Source organism: Photobacterium ganghwense (genome assembly GCF_017329545.1).
Taxonomy (GTDB): domain Bacteria; phylum Pseudomonadota; class Gammaproteobacteria; order Enterobacterales; family Vibrionaceae; genus Photobacterium; species Photobacterium ganghwense.
On record NZ_CP071325.1, the window covers coordinates 1,897,002 to 1,913,298 of the forward strand.

Consider the following 16,297-nt stretch of genomic DNA (forward strand, 5'->3'; position numbering starts at 1 on the left):
TAACAATAGCCATACAACTGATAACATCTGTACCCGATTCACCGCCAAGACAAGCACTTGCTCGGTAATAACTATAATCTAGCGAAAGGAACTATTATGACAGCCTTGACCATGACCCTACGTAAGTGGCTGTTTGACCGGAACAGTATTATTCTGCTGGCAGACATCGCCCTTTTTACAATACTGCTGAATACCCTGCCTTTTGACCACAACGTGGTTGTCGGCCTGAGTATTCTGGTGTTCGTTGCTGTACTTTGGCTGACGGAAGCGCTACACGTCAGTATTACCGCTATCCTGATTCCTATTCTGGCAATTGGATTTGGCATTTTCCAGACGCCTCAGGCGCTCAGTAACTATGCCAACCCGATTATTTTCCTTTTCCTGGGTGGTTTCGCTTTGGCAGCCGCACTGCATAAGCAAGAACTGGATAAAGCGATTGCTGACAAAGTACTGCTGATGGCTAAAGGCAAGATGTCTGTTGCCGTATTCATGCTGTTTGGGGTGACTGCAGGCCTGTCTATGTGGATCAGTAATACAGCCACTGCTGCAATGATGCTGCCACTGGTACTGGGTGTCCTGAACAAAGTTAACGCCAAAAGTGAACGCAGTACTTATGTCTTCGTGTTGCTGGGTATCGCTTACTGTGCAAGCATCGGTGGTATCGCAACCATCGTTGGTAGCCCACCAAACGCCATTGCCGCTGCAGAAGTGGGTCTGAGCTTTACAGAGTGGATGGCATTCGGTGTGCCAGTTACAGCTATCCTGCTACCTGTTTCTGTAGGTTTGCTGTACCTGCTGCTTAAACCAAACCTGAACCACACGTTCGAACTGGATCATAAGCCGGTTGAATGGACCAACGGTAAACTGGCGACACTGGTTATCTTCTCTATCACTGTCTTCCTGTGGATTTTCAGCAAACCGATTAACGCATTCCTGGGTGGTTTCGGCAGCTTCGACACTCTGGTAGCTCTGTTTGCCATCGTCATGCTGGGCACCTCGCGCGTTGTTGAGTGGAAAGATATCCAAAAATCAACTGACTGGGGCGTTCTGCTGCTGTTCGGTGGTGGTATCTGTCTGAGTAATATCCTGAAAGCAACCGGCACCAGTGTGTTCCTGGCTGAAGGGCTGAGTGGTTTCCTGGATCAAGCTGGTCTGTTCTTCACGATTCTGGTTATTGCGGGCTTCGTTGTCTTCCTGACTGAGTTTGCAAGTAACACGGCAAGTGCGGCACTGCTGGTGCCAGTATTTGCGACCGTAGCAGAAGCGTTGGGTGTATCACCTGTCATTCTGTCTGCTCTGATTGCTGTTGCCGCTTCATGTGCCTTCATGTTGCCAGTGGCAACACCACCTAACGCAATCGTGTTTGGTTCGGGCCACATCAAGCAGTCTGAGATGATGAAAGCCGGTATCTACCTGAACCTGGCTTGTATTGTGGTGCTGACACTGATTGCTTACCTGTTCTGGTAATCCGCCAGCCTGCTCAAACATTCAATAAAAAGGGCCTCTCAAATTGAGAGGCCCTTCTGTTTCTGCCATATCCCGGCCCAATTACCCCCAATCGCCCCAATAAAAACGCCTTCATAGCACTCACGGATGCCAATCTACTGCCCTCTCGTCGTAATACACGAATGCTCCCTAGCGACAAAAAAGCCAGACAAGCATCTCCTGGCCGGGTTACACACAGATTCAAATAAAAAGACCAATATGAACAGCTGTAAGCTGAACATATCGGTCTTTTTTCGTTCATCAATATCGTGCGTCTAAAAGCACCTGTGTTTTTAGGTATCCTTCAGTTGCTGCTTATACATCGACTCAAGTCAGACGAGCAGTATTCACTGATTAGGTATTACAGCTTATCGGCCGGATAGCGCACACCAATAATTTCTCGAGCCTGAGTAATGATTGCACTGACAATCTGGCTGCGCAGTAACCCTTCATGGTCAACCTGCTGGCTCTCTACCAATTCGGCAAAAACTTCGGCCTCATAGCGCATCGCATTCTCATCCTGCGCTACGGACAAATCGACGACGGGTTCACCTCGACGGTGCAGTTTTACACCATGACATTCAGAAATAAAATCAACCAGTAACGTACCCTGCTCGCCCTGAATTTCACTTGGGATAATTCCATCGCTCACTTTTGAGTGACACACCACCACGTCACACTCGCGGTAATGCAACACAAGCGTACCGTGCGCATCAACACCCGAATCCAGAAGTGCCCCCTGTGCCGTAAAACTGTTAGGCTCACCAAACAGTGCAATCGCCGTGCTCAACGGATAAATGCCAATATCCATCAGTGAACCATTGGAAAACGCCGGGTTAAACGTATTCGGATTTTCACCGTCCAGGTATTTCTGGTAACGGGAAGAGTACTGGCAGTAAGACAAATACACTTTGCGCAATTTACCCAACTTCGGTAACGCCTGTTTCATGGCGTAAAAGTTCGGCGTATACGTTGCTTTCATAGCTTCAAACAGCACCACCTGATTCTGTTGCGCGACATCAATCAAGTCCTGAACTTCAGTGAAGTTCGATGCAAGCGGCTTTTCACCAATCACGTGTTTACCTGCCTGAAGAAACTGTTTCGCCTGCGGGGCATGAAACGAGTTCGGGCTGGCAATGTACACTGCATCGATAGCCTCAGAGGCCGCCATCGTTTCCAGCGAGTCAAAGCACTCAGCGGTATCATATTTTGCGGCAAAGGCTTTCGCCTGCTCCATTGTCCGGGAGTATACCGCTGCCAACTGATACTTGCCTGACGCGAGCGCTGCCTCGATAAAACGGTCGGTAATCCAGTTTGTGCCTATTACACCCAAGCGAATCATGGTTTATTCCTTTTTTTAATGTGTACCTGCTGATTGTAACAAATCCTTTTCCTGATGAATCGCTCCATATTTCAAGCTGACGCACTGATTTTCTGTTGTAATTACGTTAAGGTGTCATGGCGAAATTGTGTTGGACAACAATAATAAGAGTCATCCTATGTACTATGCCGAAATTACTGGTTGGGGAAAGTGTCTGCCGCCAACCGAACTGACAAACGAAGAACTGAGTCAGTTTGTTGATACTTCTGATGAATGGATCCGCACCCGCACCGGTATTCATTCTCGTCGCATCAGCCATGTGAAAACTTCTGAACTGGCCAAAGTGGCTGGCGAACGCGCACTGGCTGCGGCAGGAATTGATGGTTCCGAGCTGGACCTCATCATTGTCGCGACGTGCTCACCGGATACCCTGGTTCCAAATATCGCGTCGAAAGTCCAGCTGGATTTAGGGGCTAAGAAAGCCGCAGCATTTGATATGAATGCGGCATGCACAGGATTTCTCTACGGGCTGGAAACAGCCAGTAAAATGATTCAGGCCGGCAACTATGAGCATGCACTGGTTATTGGTGCTGAGCGTCTGTCCTGGTATCTGGACTGGAGTAAACGTGACACGGCAGTTCTGTTCGGTGACGGTGCGGGTGCTGTGGTATTAAGCCGCTCCACACAGCATTCTGGACTACTGACAGCTCAGCTGGGTTGTGATTCAGAAGGTCGCGACGTACTGGCGATTCCGGATTTTGGAGTCGGGATGGATCGCTACAGCCCGGATGCAGGACACTTTGCGTTCAACTTTGTCGGACGTGAAATCTTCCGCCGTGCGGTGCGTGGAATGGGAACCGCAGCCAAAATGGTCATGGAGCGCGCTAACCTGACGCAGGATGACATTGACGTCGTCATCCCCCATCAGGCAAACCAGCGCATTATTGAAGCGCTGTGCGAGCATTCCGGCATCCCGCTGGAAAAAGCCTTCATCAATATCCATAAATACGGCAATACCTCGGCTGCCACTGTGCCTATCGCGCTGTGTGAAGCCGTTGAAGAAGGCAAAATCAAGCCTGGAGACACCATTCTGTCAGCTGCCTTTGGTGCAGGGTTGACCTGGGGGGCTGGCGTCATTCAATGGGGACCGAGGGTTGAGCCACGCCATCCGTGCGATGCGGATTTGCCTGAATGCCACTTCACAGCCACAGAATTACTGGCCGACGCCATCAAAAACTGCAAACGTTAACAGCAGTTATCGGATATGTCCGTCATGAGTCTCTGAAACAACAAAACCCGTGCAGCCTAATGCACGGGTTTCTTTTCGTCGAGAGCACACCTTTTGGGGGCTGAAATATTCTGGTACTTAAGGTGAAGGCTGTGGAAAGTTACGCGATATAGCCAAATACCTATTAACCAAACAGCTATTAGCTAAACACATATTAGCCAAACATCTATTAGCCAAACATCTATTAGCCAAACACCTATTAAATACAGATACCGTTAGCGGCTGACACGACGCCCACGATTCTTATGAATCTGATGCTTAGCTTTGGCGCGGCGCTTATCGCTTGAACGACCTCGACGGAGATTTTCCAGTGGTTCTGCCGTTGGATCCGGCTCATAACCTTCCAGCCATTGCTGCGGCAAGCGGGTATCCAACAGTTCTTCAATGGCTCGCAGCGCCCATTCTTCATCAAGACTCATCAACGAAATTGCCTTGCCGGTCTGGCCTGCACGCCCGGTACGACCGATACGGTGCACATAGTCTTCTGCTTTAAACGGCATATCGAAGTTCACAACATGCTCTAGCTGTTCGATGTCCAGCCCTCGAGCGGCCACATCCGTCGCCACTAATGCACGCACTTTACCTTCTTTGAACTGCTCCAGCGCACGTTGACGAGCGCCCTGACTTTTATCCCCGTTAATAGAAACCGCTTTGATCCCATCTTTACCCAGCTCTTTGGCCAGTTCATCGGAGCCCTGTTTGGTTTTCGTGAAAATCAGTACCTGCTGCCAGTTGCCGGAACCGATCAGATAAGAGAGCAACTCGCGCTTACGATGCTTATCTACCGGGTAGACCATTTGTTCTACCGTGACGGCAGTACTGTTTGCCGGAGATACTTCAATTTCTTTCGGATCCTTGAGGATACGGTACGCCAGCTCTTTCACTTTCGGGCCAAACGTCGCAGAAAAAAACAGTGTCTGACGCTCAGCTTTGATGCGCTTCATGATCCGTTTGATATCGTCAATGAAACCCATATCCAGCATGCGATCCGCTTCGTCCAGCACCAGCATGCTGATCTGGCTGAGATCAACGGTCCCGACATAGGCATGATCCAGCAGGCGTCCCGGCGTTGCGACCAGAATATCCACGCCCTGTTCCAATGCTTTTACCTGCATCTTAATACTGGTTCCACCGTAAGCCGTGACAATGCGTAAATCGGTTTCTTTGGCATAACCGCTCAGGCTTTCAAAAACCTGCTGCGCCAGTTCACGGGTCGGCGTCAAAATCAGCGCCTTCACGGTTTTAGCGCCATAAGAACGTGCCGGTTCCGCCATCAGCTGCTGGATCAACGGCAAGCCAAACGCTGCCGTTTTGCCGGTTCCGGTCTGCGCGCCCGCCAACACATCATGCCCGGCAAGCACTTCAGGAATAGCCTGTTGCTGAACCGGTGTCGGCTGTTGAAAACCCAGAGCATGGATATTGGAGATAAGTTGGCTGTTAAGCCCTAAAGCTTGGAAAGGCATGTTGGAATCCGGCATTGATAAAACGAGCGGGGATTCTAGCAGAGTTCATTCACAACCGTTAGCATCTGGCGAGATTCATTACACTTTCTCACTGTCTACCTTTTCATGATTCTGGCTGTACCCCGTCAGTATCAGCCAACACGCGGATTCCCCGAAAAGCAAAAAAGCACCGCCAGCGGTGCTTTTTTCATTGAGGTTATTTCTTTATAACCTTGTGTCCTTATAAAGAACAAAAATAGTTTTGCTATGCGATTTTGCTACAGCCGCCGATTAGCGGATGTTCAGGAATGCCGCACCACGAACACCACCAGCATCACCGTGTTTCGCTTTGATGATTTTAGGTACGCGGGCAACCGACAACAGGTGCTTAGGCAGTCGTTTAGGCAACTCTGAATACAGCAGGTCAAAATTCGACAGTCCACCACCCAGCACCACCACATGCGGGTCAAACGCCGTGAACAAGTTTGCCAGACAGATTGCCAGCATTTCCATAAAGCGATCGACATGCTCAACGGCTTGCACTTCACCTTCGCCGTACTGCTTGATGATGTCTACCGCTTTCAGATTTTCGCCATAGTAATGGGCATACAGCTGCTCGAAACCACGACCAGACAGGTAGTTGTCAATACAGCCTTTATTGTTACAGCCGCACTCAAACAACGGTGCTTTCTCGCCCAGATGGAACCAGGCATCGATAGGCATACGCGTATGACCCAGTTCACCCGCGACGTGATTTTTGCCGGAGAAGACCTGGCCATCAATGACAATGCCGCCACCAAATCCGGTGCCCAGGATCAGACCCAGTACGGATTTTTCACCCTGCAGCTCACTGTCCCACGCTTCTGAAAGCGCAAAGCAGTTAGCGTCATTATCAATCTGAACGCTACGACCAATACGGCTTTCCAGATCTTTACGCAGGAAACGGCCTTTGGCTGCAGGCACATTTGAAGTCAGTAGTGCACCATCTTCCGCATCTTCCATACCCGGAATACCAATACCGATCTGGCCCTGAGTTCCAAATTCACGGTCGGCTTTTTCAATAATGTCGACAAGGATATCCACCAGCTTGTCGTAATCATCCCCCGGTGTCGGTACTCGCTCAGTAGCCACCCGCTCCAGTTTTTCGTTAAAGGCGCCAAATTCAATCTTGGTTCCGCCAATATCAAAGCCGTAGTACATCCCGCACTCTCCGAAAGTCATTTAAAAACAAAACTGTAAAAAATTATCCACACTTCTACACCTACAGACTGTGATGAGGTACAGATTTAGCGGGGTCTGTTCCATGCGCTCTGTCGCGATTGCCGAAAGAAACATCGATATGTTGCATATTGTAACGCAGGAATGTCATTTTATTACTGAATAGCCGGCCATACATTCGGACAAATCTTTCAGCGCGTTTGCTTCCGGCAAGGTGCGATTGAGCTTGCCGGTCATGTAGCGTTCGCGAAATACATCAAACCACAAGTCGAGCACCTCGGCATTTTTTGTCTCGCCGTACAGATCCACGATACGTGCAGCCACTTCAGCAGTTCCCAGCTGATTGGCTTTGGTGGCTTCGCGCACCTGATAACGGGAAGGCTTATCCGGATCTATCGACAGCACAGGCAAGTGATTCAGATATGGGCTCTTCCGGAACATTTTCTTGGCTTCCGCCCAGCTGCCGTCCAGCAAAATAAACAACGGCCGCTTATCCGGTTGCGCACTGACTTCCGCGGCCACTCGCTCAGGTACCGCGTATTCGGCTGGGAAAATCACATATGGCTGCCACTGTGGATCATTAAGCAGGGCCAGCATGTCGGGATTGGGTTCCGTCCGTGACCAGATAAACGCAAACGTATCTTTGAACAAATCGGCCACTAATCGCCCGGTATTGCTTGGCTTCAGCACTTCATCGTCATACATCAGCAGCATAAAGGCAGCCTGAGAATCAATGTCTGGCTTACTTGAACAAATACACAGGTGAGTACGTAACATGCAGTAGAGACAGCGCTCAACTTTACCGCCTCGAGCCAGAAATGGCCGGGTTGAGCGAGCAAGACGCTCATCATACAACTTATGAACAGCATGAATACGCATAACAGATACCAAACAATAAAAAACGCCAGCATTGTACTGGCGTCTGAATCAGTTGCAATGATTACGCGTTAATTCCTACCGTTAGACGTGTTCTCATGGTGTTTTTTACGCTTTTTCTGCTCTTTTTTCACAGGGCTTTTTCGCAGGGCATTTTCACAGTTTTTTTTCTGCTCATTGCCTCTGTTGCCTGTTTACCAACAACCTTGCCCGACGGGAAAACAGGCTTATCCGTTCACAGTTTGTAAGTTGCCAGTAAGTCCTGCTGTTGATGAGCAATGTCCGCCACCGCTGCGGCCTGTTTTACCAGGGTCAGTAACTGAGCGTTATTACGTTCTGCCTGCCCGGAAACCTGTCCGACGCTTCGCCCTACTTCGACCGAGGCGTTCTCCTGCTGCTGGGTAGCGGCTGCAATCGTGATGATTTTATCGTTAATGCCCGTGATGACTTGCTGCATCTGGTGAATGGCCTGCTGCACCTCGTGACTGAGGGTGATTGTCGAGGTCATCTCCTGTCGACTTACCAGCATCGCTTCGTTCGCATCCCTCGCGGCGCGGTGCAGTTCGTTAATGGTCTGTCGAATGGATTCTGTTTGCATATTGGTTTCTTTGGCCAGCTTGCGGACTTCATCCGCCACCACCGCAAAGCCCCGCCCCTGCTCTCCTGCTCGGGCCGCTTCAATGGCCGCATTCAGTGCCAACAGGTTTGTGCTGTCCGCAATCGAGCTAATTAGCTCCACCACTTCCGTGATCTTGTTAACATGGGTATCCAGCTCGGTCATGCGCTTTTCATTCACCGCAAACTGATTATCCAGCTCCCGCAGCCTCACAGTACTGCGTTCTATAATTGCTACGCCGTTTTGCGCCAGCTGGCTGGCCTGCTCTGCCTCAAGCTCAGATTCAGCCGTACTGCTGACAATTTCTTTTATTGAAATTTCAAGCTGTGAAATCGCCGCTGAAATCGTATTCAGCTCATCGCTTTGTTCATTCAGCGCCTGACGTGACTGAGAAGCCGCCTGCTGACTGCTCTCTGCGGCAAGATTCAGTTCGTGGCTGTTAGTAACCAATCGCGCCAGGATTTGTCTGTTATTGGCATTTGACTGTTCCAGCAACGAACCCAGCACCGCAAATTCCTTTGGCATGCGTTGCTCAACCTGAACCGTCAAGTCACCTTCACTGGTCGCTTTGACAACCCGGTCAATTGTCTTTATCGATCGTTGTACCGACACACTGATCCAGACACTGGAAAACAGAGCCAGTATCAGCCCCGCGATACTCAATGTTAAAAACAGCGCCGTCGCCTGTTCGCTGGCATCAATGACTCCCCGCTCACCTTGCGCCACCAGCTGATTGGCCCCCGCAGTCAGGGTTTCGAGCTGTCCCATCATCTCATCAATATGCAGTCTTACCCGTTCAGCTTTTCCCGCCTGGGTTTGCATCAGTGAAAGGGTTTGCAGTTTCAGCGCGATAATGCCGTCATCGGCAAACAGCGCTTTCACCATATCAAACGGCACGGTGACGCTGGTAAACTCTGTCATCGCCGGGTTGATCCGGTTCATTTCCTGCCAGGCGTATTCCATACCGGATAAATTGGTCCGGCGTAAATCTTTGGCCAGCTCCTGCGCTTTATAGACATCAGTTTCCAGCATCAGCGCCATCAGATGGCTCGCCATCTCAAGCGAATGATTCACGAAGTTGGTCACTTGGTTCATACCGGTCGGATTATCATAAAACACATCCTGTCCGACACGGCTCATTTCTGCTCTCACTGATGAAACGGCATAATTCATCATGGCTTTATCGGCAAACAGGCGGGTTTGATTCTTCAGGATCTGTTGTTGTGACTGATTGAGCTGCTCGCCCATCGTGACAATTTCCGCATGCTGTTGCTGCAACTTCACCACACCATCCGTTAACCATCCAATACGGTGTTCAGCCGACAGGCTTTCGAGCGTCGTCAGCGAAGTGGCCATGGCGGTATACCCGGTTTCAAACTGTCGGTAAGCCGTTTCTAACTCCTCGACCGAGGCGCTATTGATAACTGACGACAAAGCTTGCGCAGATTCCAGAGCGGCCTTGACCATGACAGCATTATTCATGGTGACCGGAATCGCCTGCTGACTCAGTGTTTCAAATTGCCGCGAAACATTTTTAAGGCCATCGTTACCAAAGAAAGACAGTAAACCGCCAGTGGTAACCAAAATGAGGAACACAATCTGAATTGAACGAACAATTGAGACTTTTGCGCCGCTCGGAGAGAGGATTTTCATTATTGTCATATTCCTTTATTTCTGTTTTTGGCGAACAGCATCAGTGCGTGATGGCCTTATACGGAACCGGGATCACACTGATTATCGCTAGCGGGCAAAGTACAAGAGAAATATGACAGGGAGATTTCAGATTTACGGGATTATCAATAAAAACAAAGTGATTGCCTTTACCGGTAACTGTACAAGCAATCCCTTTGAGTGGGAACCTCGGGATAGATAACCTCGAGAATGGTAATTCCGTGAATGGTAATCCCGTAAATGGTAACCCCGTGTGGGGCAACCCTGTGTGGGGCAACCCTGTGTAACCATAGGGTTGCTTATTGGCTTTAAGAAAATTCGGGTAATTCGCTGAACGACGAATCAACTACAGTCAGTGTTCAGCAGGAATCGGTTAACGATGTTTCCTACCGTCTGCGGGTCTTCATGGTGACAAGCATGAGAAGTAAACGGCAGGTTGGCAAACTCGGCATCGGGAATACTCGCTTTCAGCAACACTGCTTCCTGTAGCGCAAACAGAAAATCATTATCACCGCGCATGATCAGTACCGGACACTGAATAGCTTCGACCGTCTGATTCGGGTAGCCCGTGTGTGAAACATCCAGCCAAACGTCTTTCACCGCATCGACCAACCGCGAGAAATCCGGAGTCGGATTGATGGCCTGATACCTCGCGACATCCTCAGGGAAACGTTGAGCCCAGAAATCCGCTGACAAGCTTTGCAGTACACGAATCGCGGGATCATCAGGCTCAAGACGCCATTGTGAACCGAGTGTCACCAGCCGTCCGACCTTATCCGGATGGGCTGCTGCCAGTCGATACCCGACAATTCCGCCATCACTAAAGCCAAAAATGGCGTACTGATTTACCTGCAGATGATCCAACACAGCCTCAATATCTTGTTGGTATTGCGCGTAACTGAGCGGAGCATCTCCCAGTGCTGATCTACCATGCCCACGAAAATCAACAGCGATAACAAAAGCGTCGGCGGGAATATACGCCCACAGAGGCTCCAAATCATCGATGAACCCAAGACCGCCATGCAGTACCAGCAGCGGTTTGCCATCCCTGTTCCCCGATAATTCATAATAAATATCGGCGCCATTGACCGTTAAATAATGTCCTGTTTTATTCATCATCGTTCCTGATTTATTACACCTAGCCATGTATTTGAACTGAGTCTGTCTCGACGTCCACCAGCAATGTAACGGCGATATCTCGTGCGTCCATCGGGTAAAGCTCAAGCGTACTCAATTGCTCAAAAGGCAGCCAAACTAACTCATAACGGTTTCTGATATTCTGTTTTTCAAGCTCAGGTCCGTTTCCCAGCCTGGCTGGTATGTTATCAACATTGGCAACAAAGAAATGCTCTCTTCGCCCCATATTCAACAATGAAAATACAGGAGAAAACTGCTGAAGGACAAAGGAGGTTTCTTCAAGTGCTTCGCGCTGCGCCGCGGTTAACAGGCTTTCCCCTTGCTCTACACCGCCACCGGGAAACACCCAATAGTCTCTTTCTTCCTTGATACGATGAATAAGCAGGATTTCTCTCTTCGGATTAATCAGAAGTAAACTCACGCGCGGTTTCATGGCTAATCTCTTTGCTAACTTTTATCTGATCTTTTCCTTGGCTTCTCTTTTTGGCCTTGCATCCCTTTTAGCTTGCCTTTTTTAACTTGCCTGTGTGTGGCTTGTTCGCTTCGCCCTTCGCTTTTAAGCTGGCCTGACGGGTTAAAGCCATGCTTGGTCAATGCGATCAAAAAAGGCAGCTGAGCTGCCTTTTTACCATTCGGTCTTTAGATGTTTTTGAGACCTCTGTTCGCACCACATGGCCTGCCGTGACCAAGTATCAGGAACATGGTTTACTTACTGAACGTGCTGACTGATCGCACTGTCAAACAGGTTTTTGACAAGACCAATATAGTCTTCCAGAAACATCACCTGCTCATTAGTCGGACTTCGCATCAAGGCCCCGGCGAGGACTTCATTCAGGTCTTCCATCACAGCATCGGCTTCCTGCATCAACCTGAAGCGAAAATCAGGTTCCAAATCTGGGTTTTGCGAAAACACAGCCATTAAATTGGTTGCAATCATGTCCGTGACAACATCTTCAACCGTCTCATTACACGCTTCTGTTTCCGACTTCTCAAACAGTGATAAGTGCTCGGTAAAATACTCAATCAGCGCGTGATAACCTTCTGATTCAACAACCATAATTATTGTAACTCGTTCTAATACTCATTCTAACAGCACAGGTATCGGAAGCGCCGGTGAGCAATCCATTCTGCTACAGCGTTTTCATCACTGGCCTCAATAACGACATTATTGTAGGAGCAAATGAAACAATTACAATGATATAACTAATAAAACCAATAATTTGCCCTTGATTACGTCAAAGACATCTTGTGAGGAGCAGATTCGCGCTGGGTAATGAACACAGTACTTCGGTTACGCCCCCCCTGCTTGGAACGATACAAAGCTTCATCAGCACAAGCCAGCCACTGATTATAGTGCTTCATCCACGGCGCCCACTCACAAATCCCCAGGCTGATAGTGACGCCAATTTCCCGCAGGTCGATTTTTACAGACGACTCATCAACTCTGGCCCGTAATCGCTCGGCAAAATAACTGGTCAGTTCCGACGTTGTCTCCGGTAAAATGACCGCGAATTCCTCGCCGCCATAGCGACCGGCGAGATCATTCTTACGTTTGGCCTTACGCAACATAACCGAAATGTTTTTAATTACAGCGTCACCGGCCACGTGACCGAAGGTGTCATTCACCTTTTTAAAATGGTCGATATCAAACATCACCAAGGTCGACGGAGTCTGTCGCTGCCGGCAGCGTTCAAATTCTTCTTCCAGGCAACGTTCCCAATGACCACGGTTGTACAACTGTGTCAGCCCGTCAGTAATGCTCAAATGAGTCAGTTGAGCGTTTGTCTCACTGAGCTGCTTCTTACTTTTTGCAGTATCAGACACATCATAGATGGTCATGCAGACATAGCTGTATTCTCCCGTCAGGGATTTAAGTGGAGTCAGCGTCATGTTCTGATACATTTCGACCGAGCCCCCAGTCACCGGACTAAAATTCTTGAAATCAAAAATATACGGCCGATCTTCCCAACAACTGAAAGTACGGGTGCGGAGCTTAAACGTGGAGGCTATTTTCTTTTTCAGCCAGTCATAGGGTAATCCGGGCACGACATCGAACAGGTTTTTCCCCATGATTTGCTCGGCGCTGATCCCACTGTAGGCCTGCATAAACGTATTCCACGCCTGTACGGTGTAACTACGGTCAAGCAAAACGACACCGGCGTCGATATTATCTATCAGCTGGATCGTCAAATGAAAATCAGACAGATTCATCAGGTCTTTCAATGTAACGTCTCCATCACTCGCTTAATTACTTCCGTCGAATTGTGATCCATCATGAATAAGACATTACACTCGACATCCAAATTTTCTGACTGATAACAGTATTCCACGGTAAATAATTCGCGTTGATCCCGTTTACCCTCTCCCCATACCATATAGTCTTCCATCACAACCGGCTGACGAACAGAAAAAGGGATATTCATTTGTTCAGATAACGAGACCAGAAATGAAGATACCATCAGGTTGGCAATATCCATTACCACCTCACTTTTGAATTCGTCTTTTTGCCCGAAGCCCAGACGATAACCAAATGCTTTAATATCCTGACCATGCAGGCACACCAGGGCCTCTCCATGTATGCCACCACCGACAAAGCGCTGCGCAATGGCTTTAGACTGAGCCTGCTGCTTGATATCAAGAATGGCCATAGCCAGTTCCCCCGTGCTCAGCATCGCCACATTGGGCATGGGCATTTTAATAAATTCACCGAAATGATCAGAGATAATTGCAGCCCCCCGCCCCAATGCCACATTCGCTACTTCTTTAAACACGGTCAGAAAATCGTCCTGGCCAACATGGTTCCGATCAGGCTGGGTGGAAGCAATGGCAGACGTTGAGGAAGATGCAGCCGCTGACAATGCGTTTGGATGCGAATTCTGATGTACGTATGAGTTTGTTTCAGGGCTATCTGTTTGATGAACCTCGGTTTGAAGGCTTACGTTTTGCGTGCTTGCTGTATCACTGTACGAGGCTTGATGAAAAGCAAGCGTTATGCCGACCCGCTCCAGGGCTTTAACAAGAATGGCTTGATTGAATGGTTTCGGCAGGAAAAAAGTGGCTCCATTCTGGATACAGCGTTCCATCGCCTGTTTTTGCACATCCGCAGACAGAATAATGATTTTCGTCGGGTACGGATTCACCGGTAAGGTTTGCAGTACTTCAAACCCATCCATTACAGGCATGGTTAAATCAAGAAAAAGAACATCCACCTTGTGCTGTTTCATGCATTCGATGGCTTGCTCACCATTTTCTGCATTGAGCAGGGTCAGCGCTTCGGCGTCCCCCAAATATTTCATTACAGCTTTATGGACAACCGGCGAGTCATCACAAATTAAAATTGTCTTTTTACTTTGCACGAACTCATGCCTTCTCATAAATTATTCATCGATTATGATAATGAATTAAATAAATAATGAAATTAGGTCGCAACACAAAATGATGATGCAGTGAGATAGATCGTTTTTTTCATCATCGCCTCCTATTATTTCTATGAATAAATAGCGATGAAATATAAGCGTGCTACTGCAACAGCAGGATGCCGAGGGAATTATTCACATCAATACAAAAGTTTCATTCCTCAATAATGCCACGATCCATCTTCCATTTTCGCCAAATAAGTACCGTATTAAGTACCAATATGGCGGCAAACATAAATACCTTTGTTCATTTTCGGGCGCTTAGTTGATCCTTCGTCAGCCTGCATCACCAACCGCCATACCCCTCCTTTAATCATGGTTTTATCAGAACATGAAAGTCGCTATCATGTCGGCCACAACATGGTGTTAAGAATTGTTTCAAAAGGATAGTCCCTCATGAAAGTCATCCGATTGGTTTTGGGCCAGCTTATTCTGTTGCTCAACGCTATTTTTTCTCCACGTGCAATGAAACGCAGTGAAGATGCTCAGCAACAAGTCAATGATCAAGCAAAACAGCTTCAGCTTTATCAGTTTGAAAGCTGCCCTTTCTGCGTCAAAGTTCGTCGTTCGGCTAAACGCCTGAACCTGCCTCTGGCGACTGTTGATGCCAAACAACCGGACAATGAGCAAGTGCTGATTGAGCAAGGTGGTAAACGCAAGGTACCTTGCCTGCGTATCGAAGACGAATCTGGCCAGGTAAAGTGGATGTACGAGTCAAACGACATTGTCGCTTACCTTGAACAACGCTTTGCCTGATTTGTACTGACTCGTTGTTCTGACTCAGCCAGCAGGGATAAATCCCCTTCGCCACCTAGTCTCGGTCTCCGGTGCTGGCTGATATTCCTCTCCCCGTTTTTTCTTCCATTTGTGTGATCGCTTTTTTCAAGCCGCTTCACAACAACAAGCTTTATCGCTTTGTCATGTGCAGATTCTTTCCACTTTTCCTGCCTGCTCCCTGAGAAATTAGTGAGCAACATCAACTCCCCGCTTTCGGAGTTGTGCAATTTAACGTGTTTAGTGCCACACTGCGCTTTCGCACGTTTAACTCATTTTGTGACATGAAAAAAACAAAAATTATTACAACTGACGATATTCTGCTGAAACTCTGTCAGTCAATTGCTTCGGTTTTATCCACCGCTACAGACAGTCCTGTTCATTACTCTGCCATGGTGCAGAAAATTCAAAAAACCAGCCTAAAGCCAGACATCGGTTGCTTTGTCTTATTTGACGGCGGCTTTACCGGCCTGGTCGTCACTAATTTCTCTCAACAAGCTGCACTTGAGCTTTATCAGGAATACATGCTGAAAATGGGCATGGCTCAGGATGAGCTGGCTATTCACCACACGTCTGATGAAGTTGCCGATGTACTGGGTGAATTAATGAATCAGGTGGTGGGTGATTTCACCCGTAAAGTTCGTCGTGAATTGCAGGTTTCTATCACTCAGAACCAGCCTAAAATGCTGGCACTCAACAAACAGGTTATGCTGTCAGTCGATACTAACCTGGAGCGTCCGCAGGCTCGCCGAGTCAGTTTTACTACGGCTAAAAACAATATTTTCTATCTGGAACTGGCGATGGATAAAACGGAGTTTATCCAGATTGAAGAATTTGAACATCCGGATGAACTTGATCCAGACAGCATTATTGAGCAAACCCGCCATTCACAGGCCCAAGCAGCATCAACCCACGCGAAAACGCAGCACGCCGAAGTTGATTTAGATCTGCTGGATGAACTGGGTATTTAACTGCTAACCTAGGCGACACCTCAGTTAGCGCATACCATCGGAAATATGGGCTAACTGAATCTTGGCATCAGTGACAAGAGCT

At 48.4% G+C, this 16,297-nt stretch carries 14 protein-coding genes; 4 read left to right on the top strand and 10 right to left on the bottom strand.

What is annotated here, in order from left to right:
• Window positions 1-96: 96 nt before the first annotated feature.
• Window positions 97-1,467: an SLC13 family permease gene (locus FH974_RS08730; RefSeq protein ID WP_047885533.1), complete on the top strand. Its 1,371-nt coding sequence runs from the start codon at window positions 97-99 to the stop codon at window positions 1,465-1,467.
• Window positions 1,468-1,846: 379 nt separating this feature from the next.
• Here FH974_RS08730 and FH974_RS08735 read toward each other — a convergent pair whose 3' ends face one another.
• Complete coding sequence (locus FH974_RS08735; RefSeq protein ID WP_047885534.1) at window positions 1,847-2,827, bottom strand: Gfo/Idh/MocA family protein; 981 nt, start codon at window positions 2,825-2,827, stop codon at window positions 1,847-1,849.
• Between the two features lie 157 nt (window positions 2,828-2,984).
• Between FH974_RS08735 and FH974_RS08740 the strand changes: the two genes are divergently transcribed.
• A complete protein-coding gene (locus FH974_RS08740) occupies window positions 2,985-4,055 on the top strand; it encodes a ketoacyl-ACP synthase III (RefSeq protein ID WP_047885535.1) in 1,071 nt (356 codons plus the stop codon).
• Between the two features lie 254 nt (window positions 4,056-4,309).
• Here FH974_RS08740 and FH974_RS08745 read toward each other — a convergent pair whose 3' ends face one another.
• The 9 genes from FH974_RS08745 to FH974_RS26180 form a co-directional block, all read right to left on the bottom strand.
• Complete coding sequence (locus FH974_RS08745) at window positions 4,310-5,572, bottom strand: DEAD/DEAH box helicase (RefSeq protein ID WP_207103192.1); 1,263 nt, start codon at window positions 5,570-5,572, stop codon at window positions 4,310-4,312.
• A gap of 255 nt (window positions 5,573-5,827) precedes the next feature.
• Entirely contained in the window at window positions 5,828-6,736 is a 909-nt protein-coding gene (gene nagK / locus FH974_RS08750; protein ID WP_047885536.1) for an N-acetylglucosamine kinase, read from the bottom strand.
• A 165-nt stretch (window positions 6,737-6,901) separates the two neighbouring features.
• Window positions 6,902-7,633, bottom strand: a complete 732-nt coding sequence (locus FH974_RS08755; protein WP_047885537.1) for a tRNA-uridine aminocarboxypropyltransferase — start codon at window positions 7,631-7,633, stop codon at window positions 6,902-6,904.
• A gap of 232 nt (window positions 7,634-7,865) precedes the next feature.
• Window positions 7,866-9,899, bottom strand: a complete 2,034-nt coding sequence (locus FH974_RS08760) for a methyl-accepting chemotaxis protein (protein WP_047885538.1) — start codon at window positions 9,897-9,899, stop codon at window positions 7,866-7,868.
• Between the two features lie 360 nt (window positions 9,900-10,259).
• Entirely contained in the window at window positions 10,260-11,036 is a 777-nt protein-coding gene (locus FH974_RS08765; RefSeq protein ID WP_047885539.1) for an alpha/beta fold hydrolase, read from the bottom strand.
• A gap of 19 nt (window positions 11,037-11,055) precedes the next feature.
• Window positions 11,056-11,487, bottom strand: a complete 432-nt coding sequence (locus FH974_RS08770; protein ID WP_047885540.1) for an NUDIX domain-containing protein — start codon at window positions 11,485-11,487, stop codon at window positions 11,056-11,058.
• A 276-nt stretch (window positions 11,488-11,763) separates the two neighbouring features.
• Window positions 11,764-12,111: a DUF3802 family protein gene (locus FH974_RS08775; RefSeq protein WP_047885541.1), complete on the bottom strand. Its 348-nt coding sequence runs from the start codon at window positions 12,109-12,111 to the stop codon at window positions 11,764-11,766.
• A 173-nt stretch (window positions 12,112-12,284) separates the two neighbouring features.
• Complete coding sequence (locus tag FH974_RS08780) at window positions 12,285-13,277, bottom strand: sensor domain-containing diguanylate cyclase (RefSeq protein ID WP_084712570.1); 993 nt, start codon at window positions 13,275-13,277, stop codon at window positions 12,285-12,287.
• On the bottom strand, window positions 13,274-14,350 hold the full coding sequence (locus FH974_RS26180) for a response regulator (RefSeq protein ID WP_053061854.1): 1,077 nt from the start codon (window positions 14,348-14,350) through the stop codon (window positions 13,274-13,276). The genes FH974_RS08780 and FH974_RS26180 overlap by 4 nt, the downstream gene beginning before the upstream one ends.
• 516 nt (window positions 14,351-14,866) lie before the next feature.
• Here FH974_RS26180 and FH974_RS08790 point away from each other — a divergent pair.
• Both FH974_RS08790 and FH974_RS08795 read left to right on the top strand, forming a co-directional pair.
• Window positions 14,867-15,226 carry a glutathione S-transferase N-terminal domain-containing protein gene (locus FH974_RS08790; RefSeq protein WP_207103193.1) on the top strand — a complete coding sequence of 120 codons (360 nt, stop codon included), beginning with the start codon at window positions 14,867-14,869 and terminating at the stop codon, window positions 15,224-15,226.
• Window positions 15,227-15,528: 302 nt separating this feature from the next.
• Window positions 15,529-16,215, top strand: coding sequence for a DUF3334 family protein (locus FH974_RS08795; protein WP_047885710.1), 687 nt, complete (start codon window positions 15,529-15,531; stop codon window positions 16,213-16,215).
• Window positions 16,216-16,297: the final 82 nt, after the last annotated feature.

Excerpts from the sequence above, each read along its gene's own strand:
- FH974_RS08755 (WP_047885537.1), bottom strand. The coding sequence starts at position 7,633 with ATGCGTATTCATGCTGTTCATAAGTTGTATGATGAGCGTCTTGCTCGC.
- FH974_RS08745 (WP_207103192.1), bottom strand. The coding sequence starts at position 5,572 with ATGCCGGATTCCAACATGCCTTTCCAAGCTTTAGGGCTTAACAGCCAA.
- FH974_RS26180 (WP_053061854.1), bottom strand. The coding sequence starts at position 14,350 with ATGAAATATTTGGGGGACGCCGAAGCGCTGACCCTGCTCAATGCAGAA.
- FH974_RS08760 (WP_047885538.1), bottom strand. The coding sequence starts at position 9,899 with ATGAAAATCCTCTCTCCGAGCGGCGCAAAAGTCTCAATTGTTCGTTCA.
- nagK (WP_047885536.1), bottom strand. The coding sequence starts at position 6,736 with ATGTACTACGGCTTTGATATTGGCGGAACCAAGATTGAATTTGGCGCC.
- FH974_RS08765 (WP_047885539.1), bottom strand. The coding sequence starts at position 11,036 with ATGATGAATAAAACAGGACATTATTTAACGGTCAATGGCGCCGATATT.
- FH974_RS08735 (WP_047885534.1), bottom strand. The coding sequence starts at position 2,827 with ATGATTCGCTTGGGTGTAATAGGCACAAACTGGATTACCGACCGTTTT.
- FH974_RS08740 (WP_047885535.1), top strand. The coding sequence starts at position 2,985 with ATGTACTATGCCGAAATTACTGGTTGGGGAAAGTGTCTGCCGCCAACC.
- FH974_RS08775 (WP_047885541.1), bottom strand. The coding sequence starts at position 12,111 with ATGGTTGTTGAATCAGAAGGTTATCACGCGCTGATTGAGTATTTTACC.
- FH974_RS08730 (WP_047885533.1), top strand. The coding sequence starts at position 97 with ATGACAGCCTTGACCATGACCCTACGTAAGTGGCTGTTTGACCGGAAC.
- FH974_RS08795 (WP_047885710.1), top strand. The coding sequence starts at position 15,529 with ATGAAAAAAACAAAAATTATTACAACTGACGATATTCTGCTGAAACTC.
- FH974_RS08770 (WP_047885540.1), bottom strand. The coding sequence starts at position 11,487 with ATGAAACCGCGCGTGAGTTTACTTCTGATTAATCCGAAGAGAGAAATC.
- FH974_RS08790 (WP_207103193.1), top strand. The coding sequence starts at position 14,867 with ATGAAAGTCATCCGATTGGTTTTGGGCCAGCTTATTCTGTTGCTCAAC.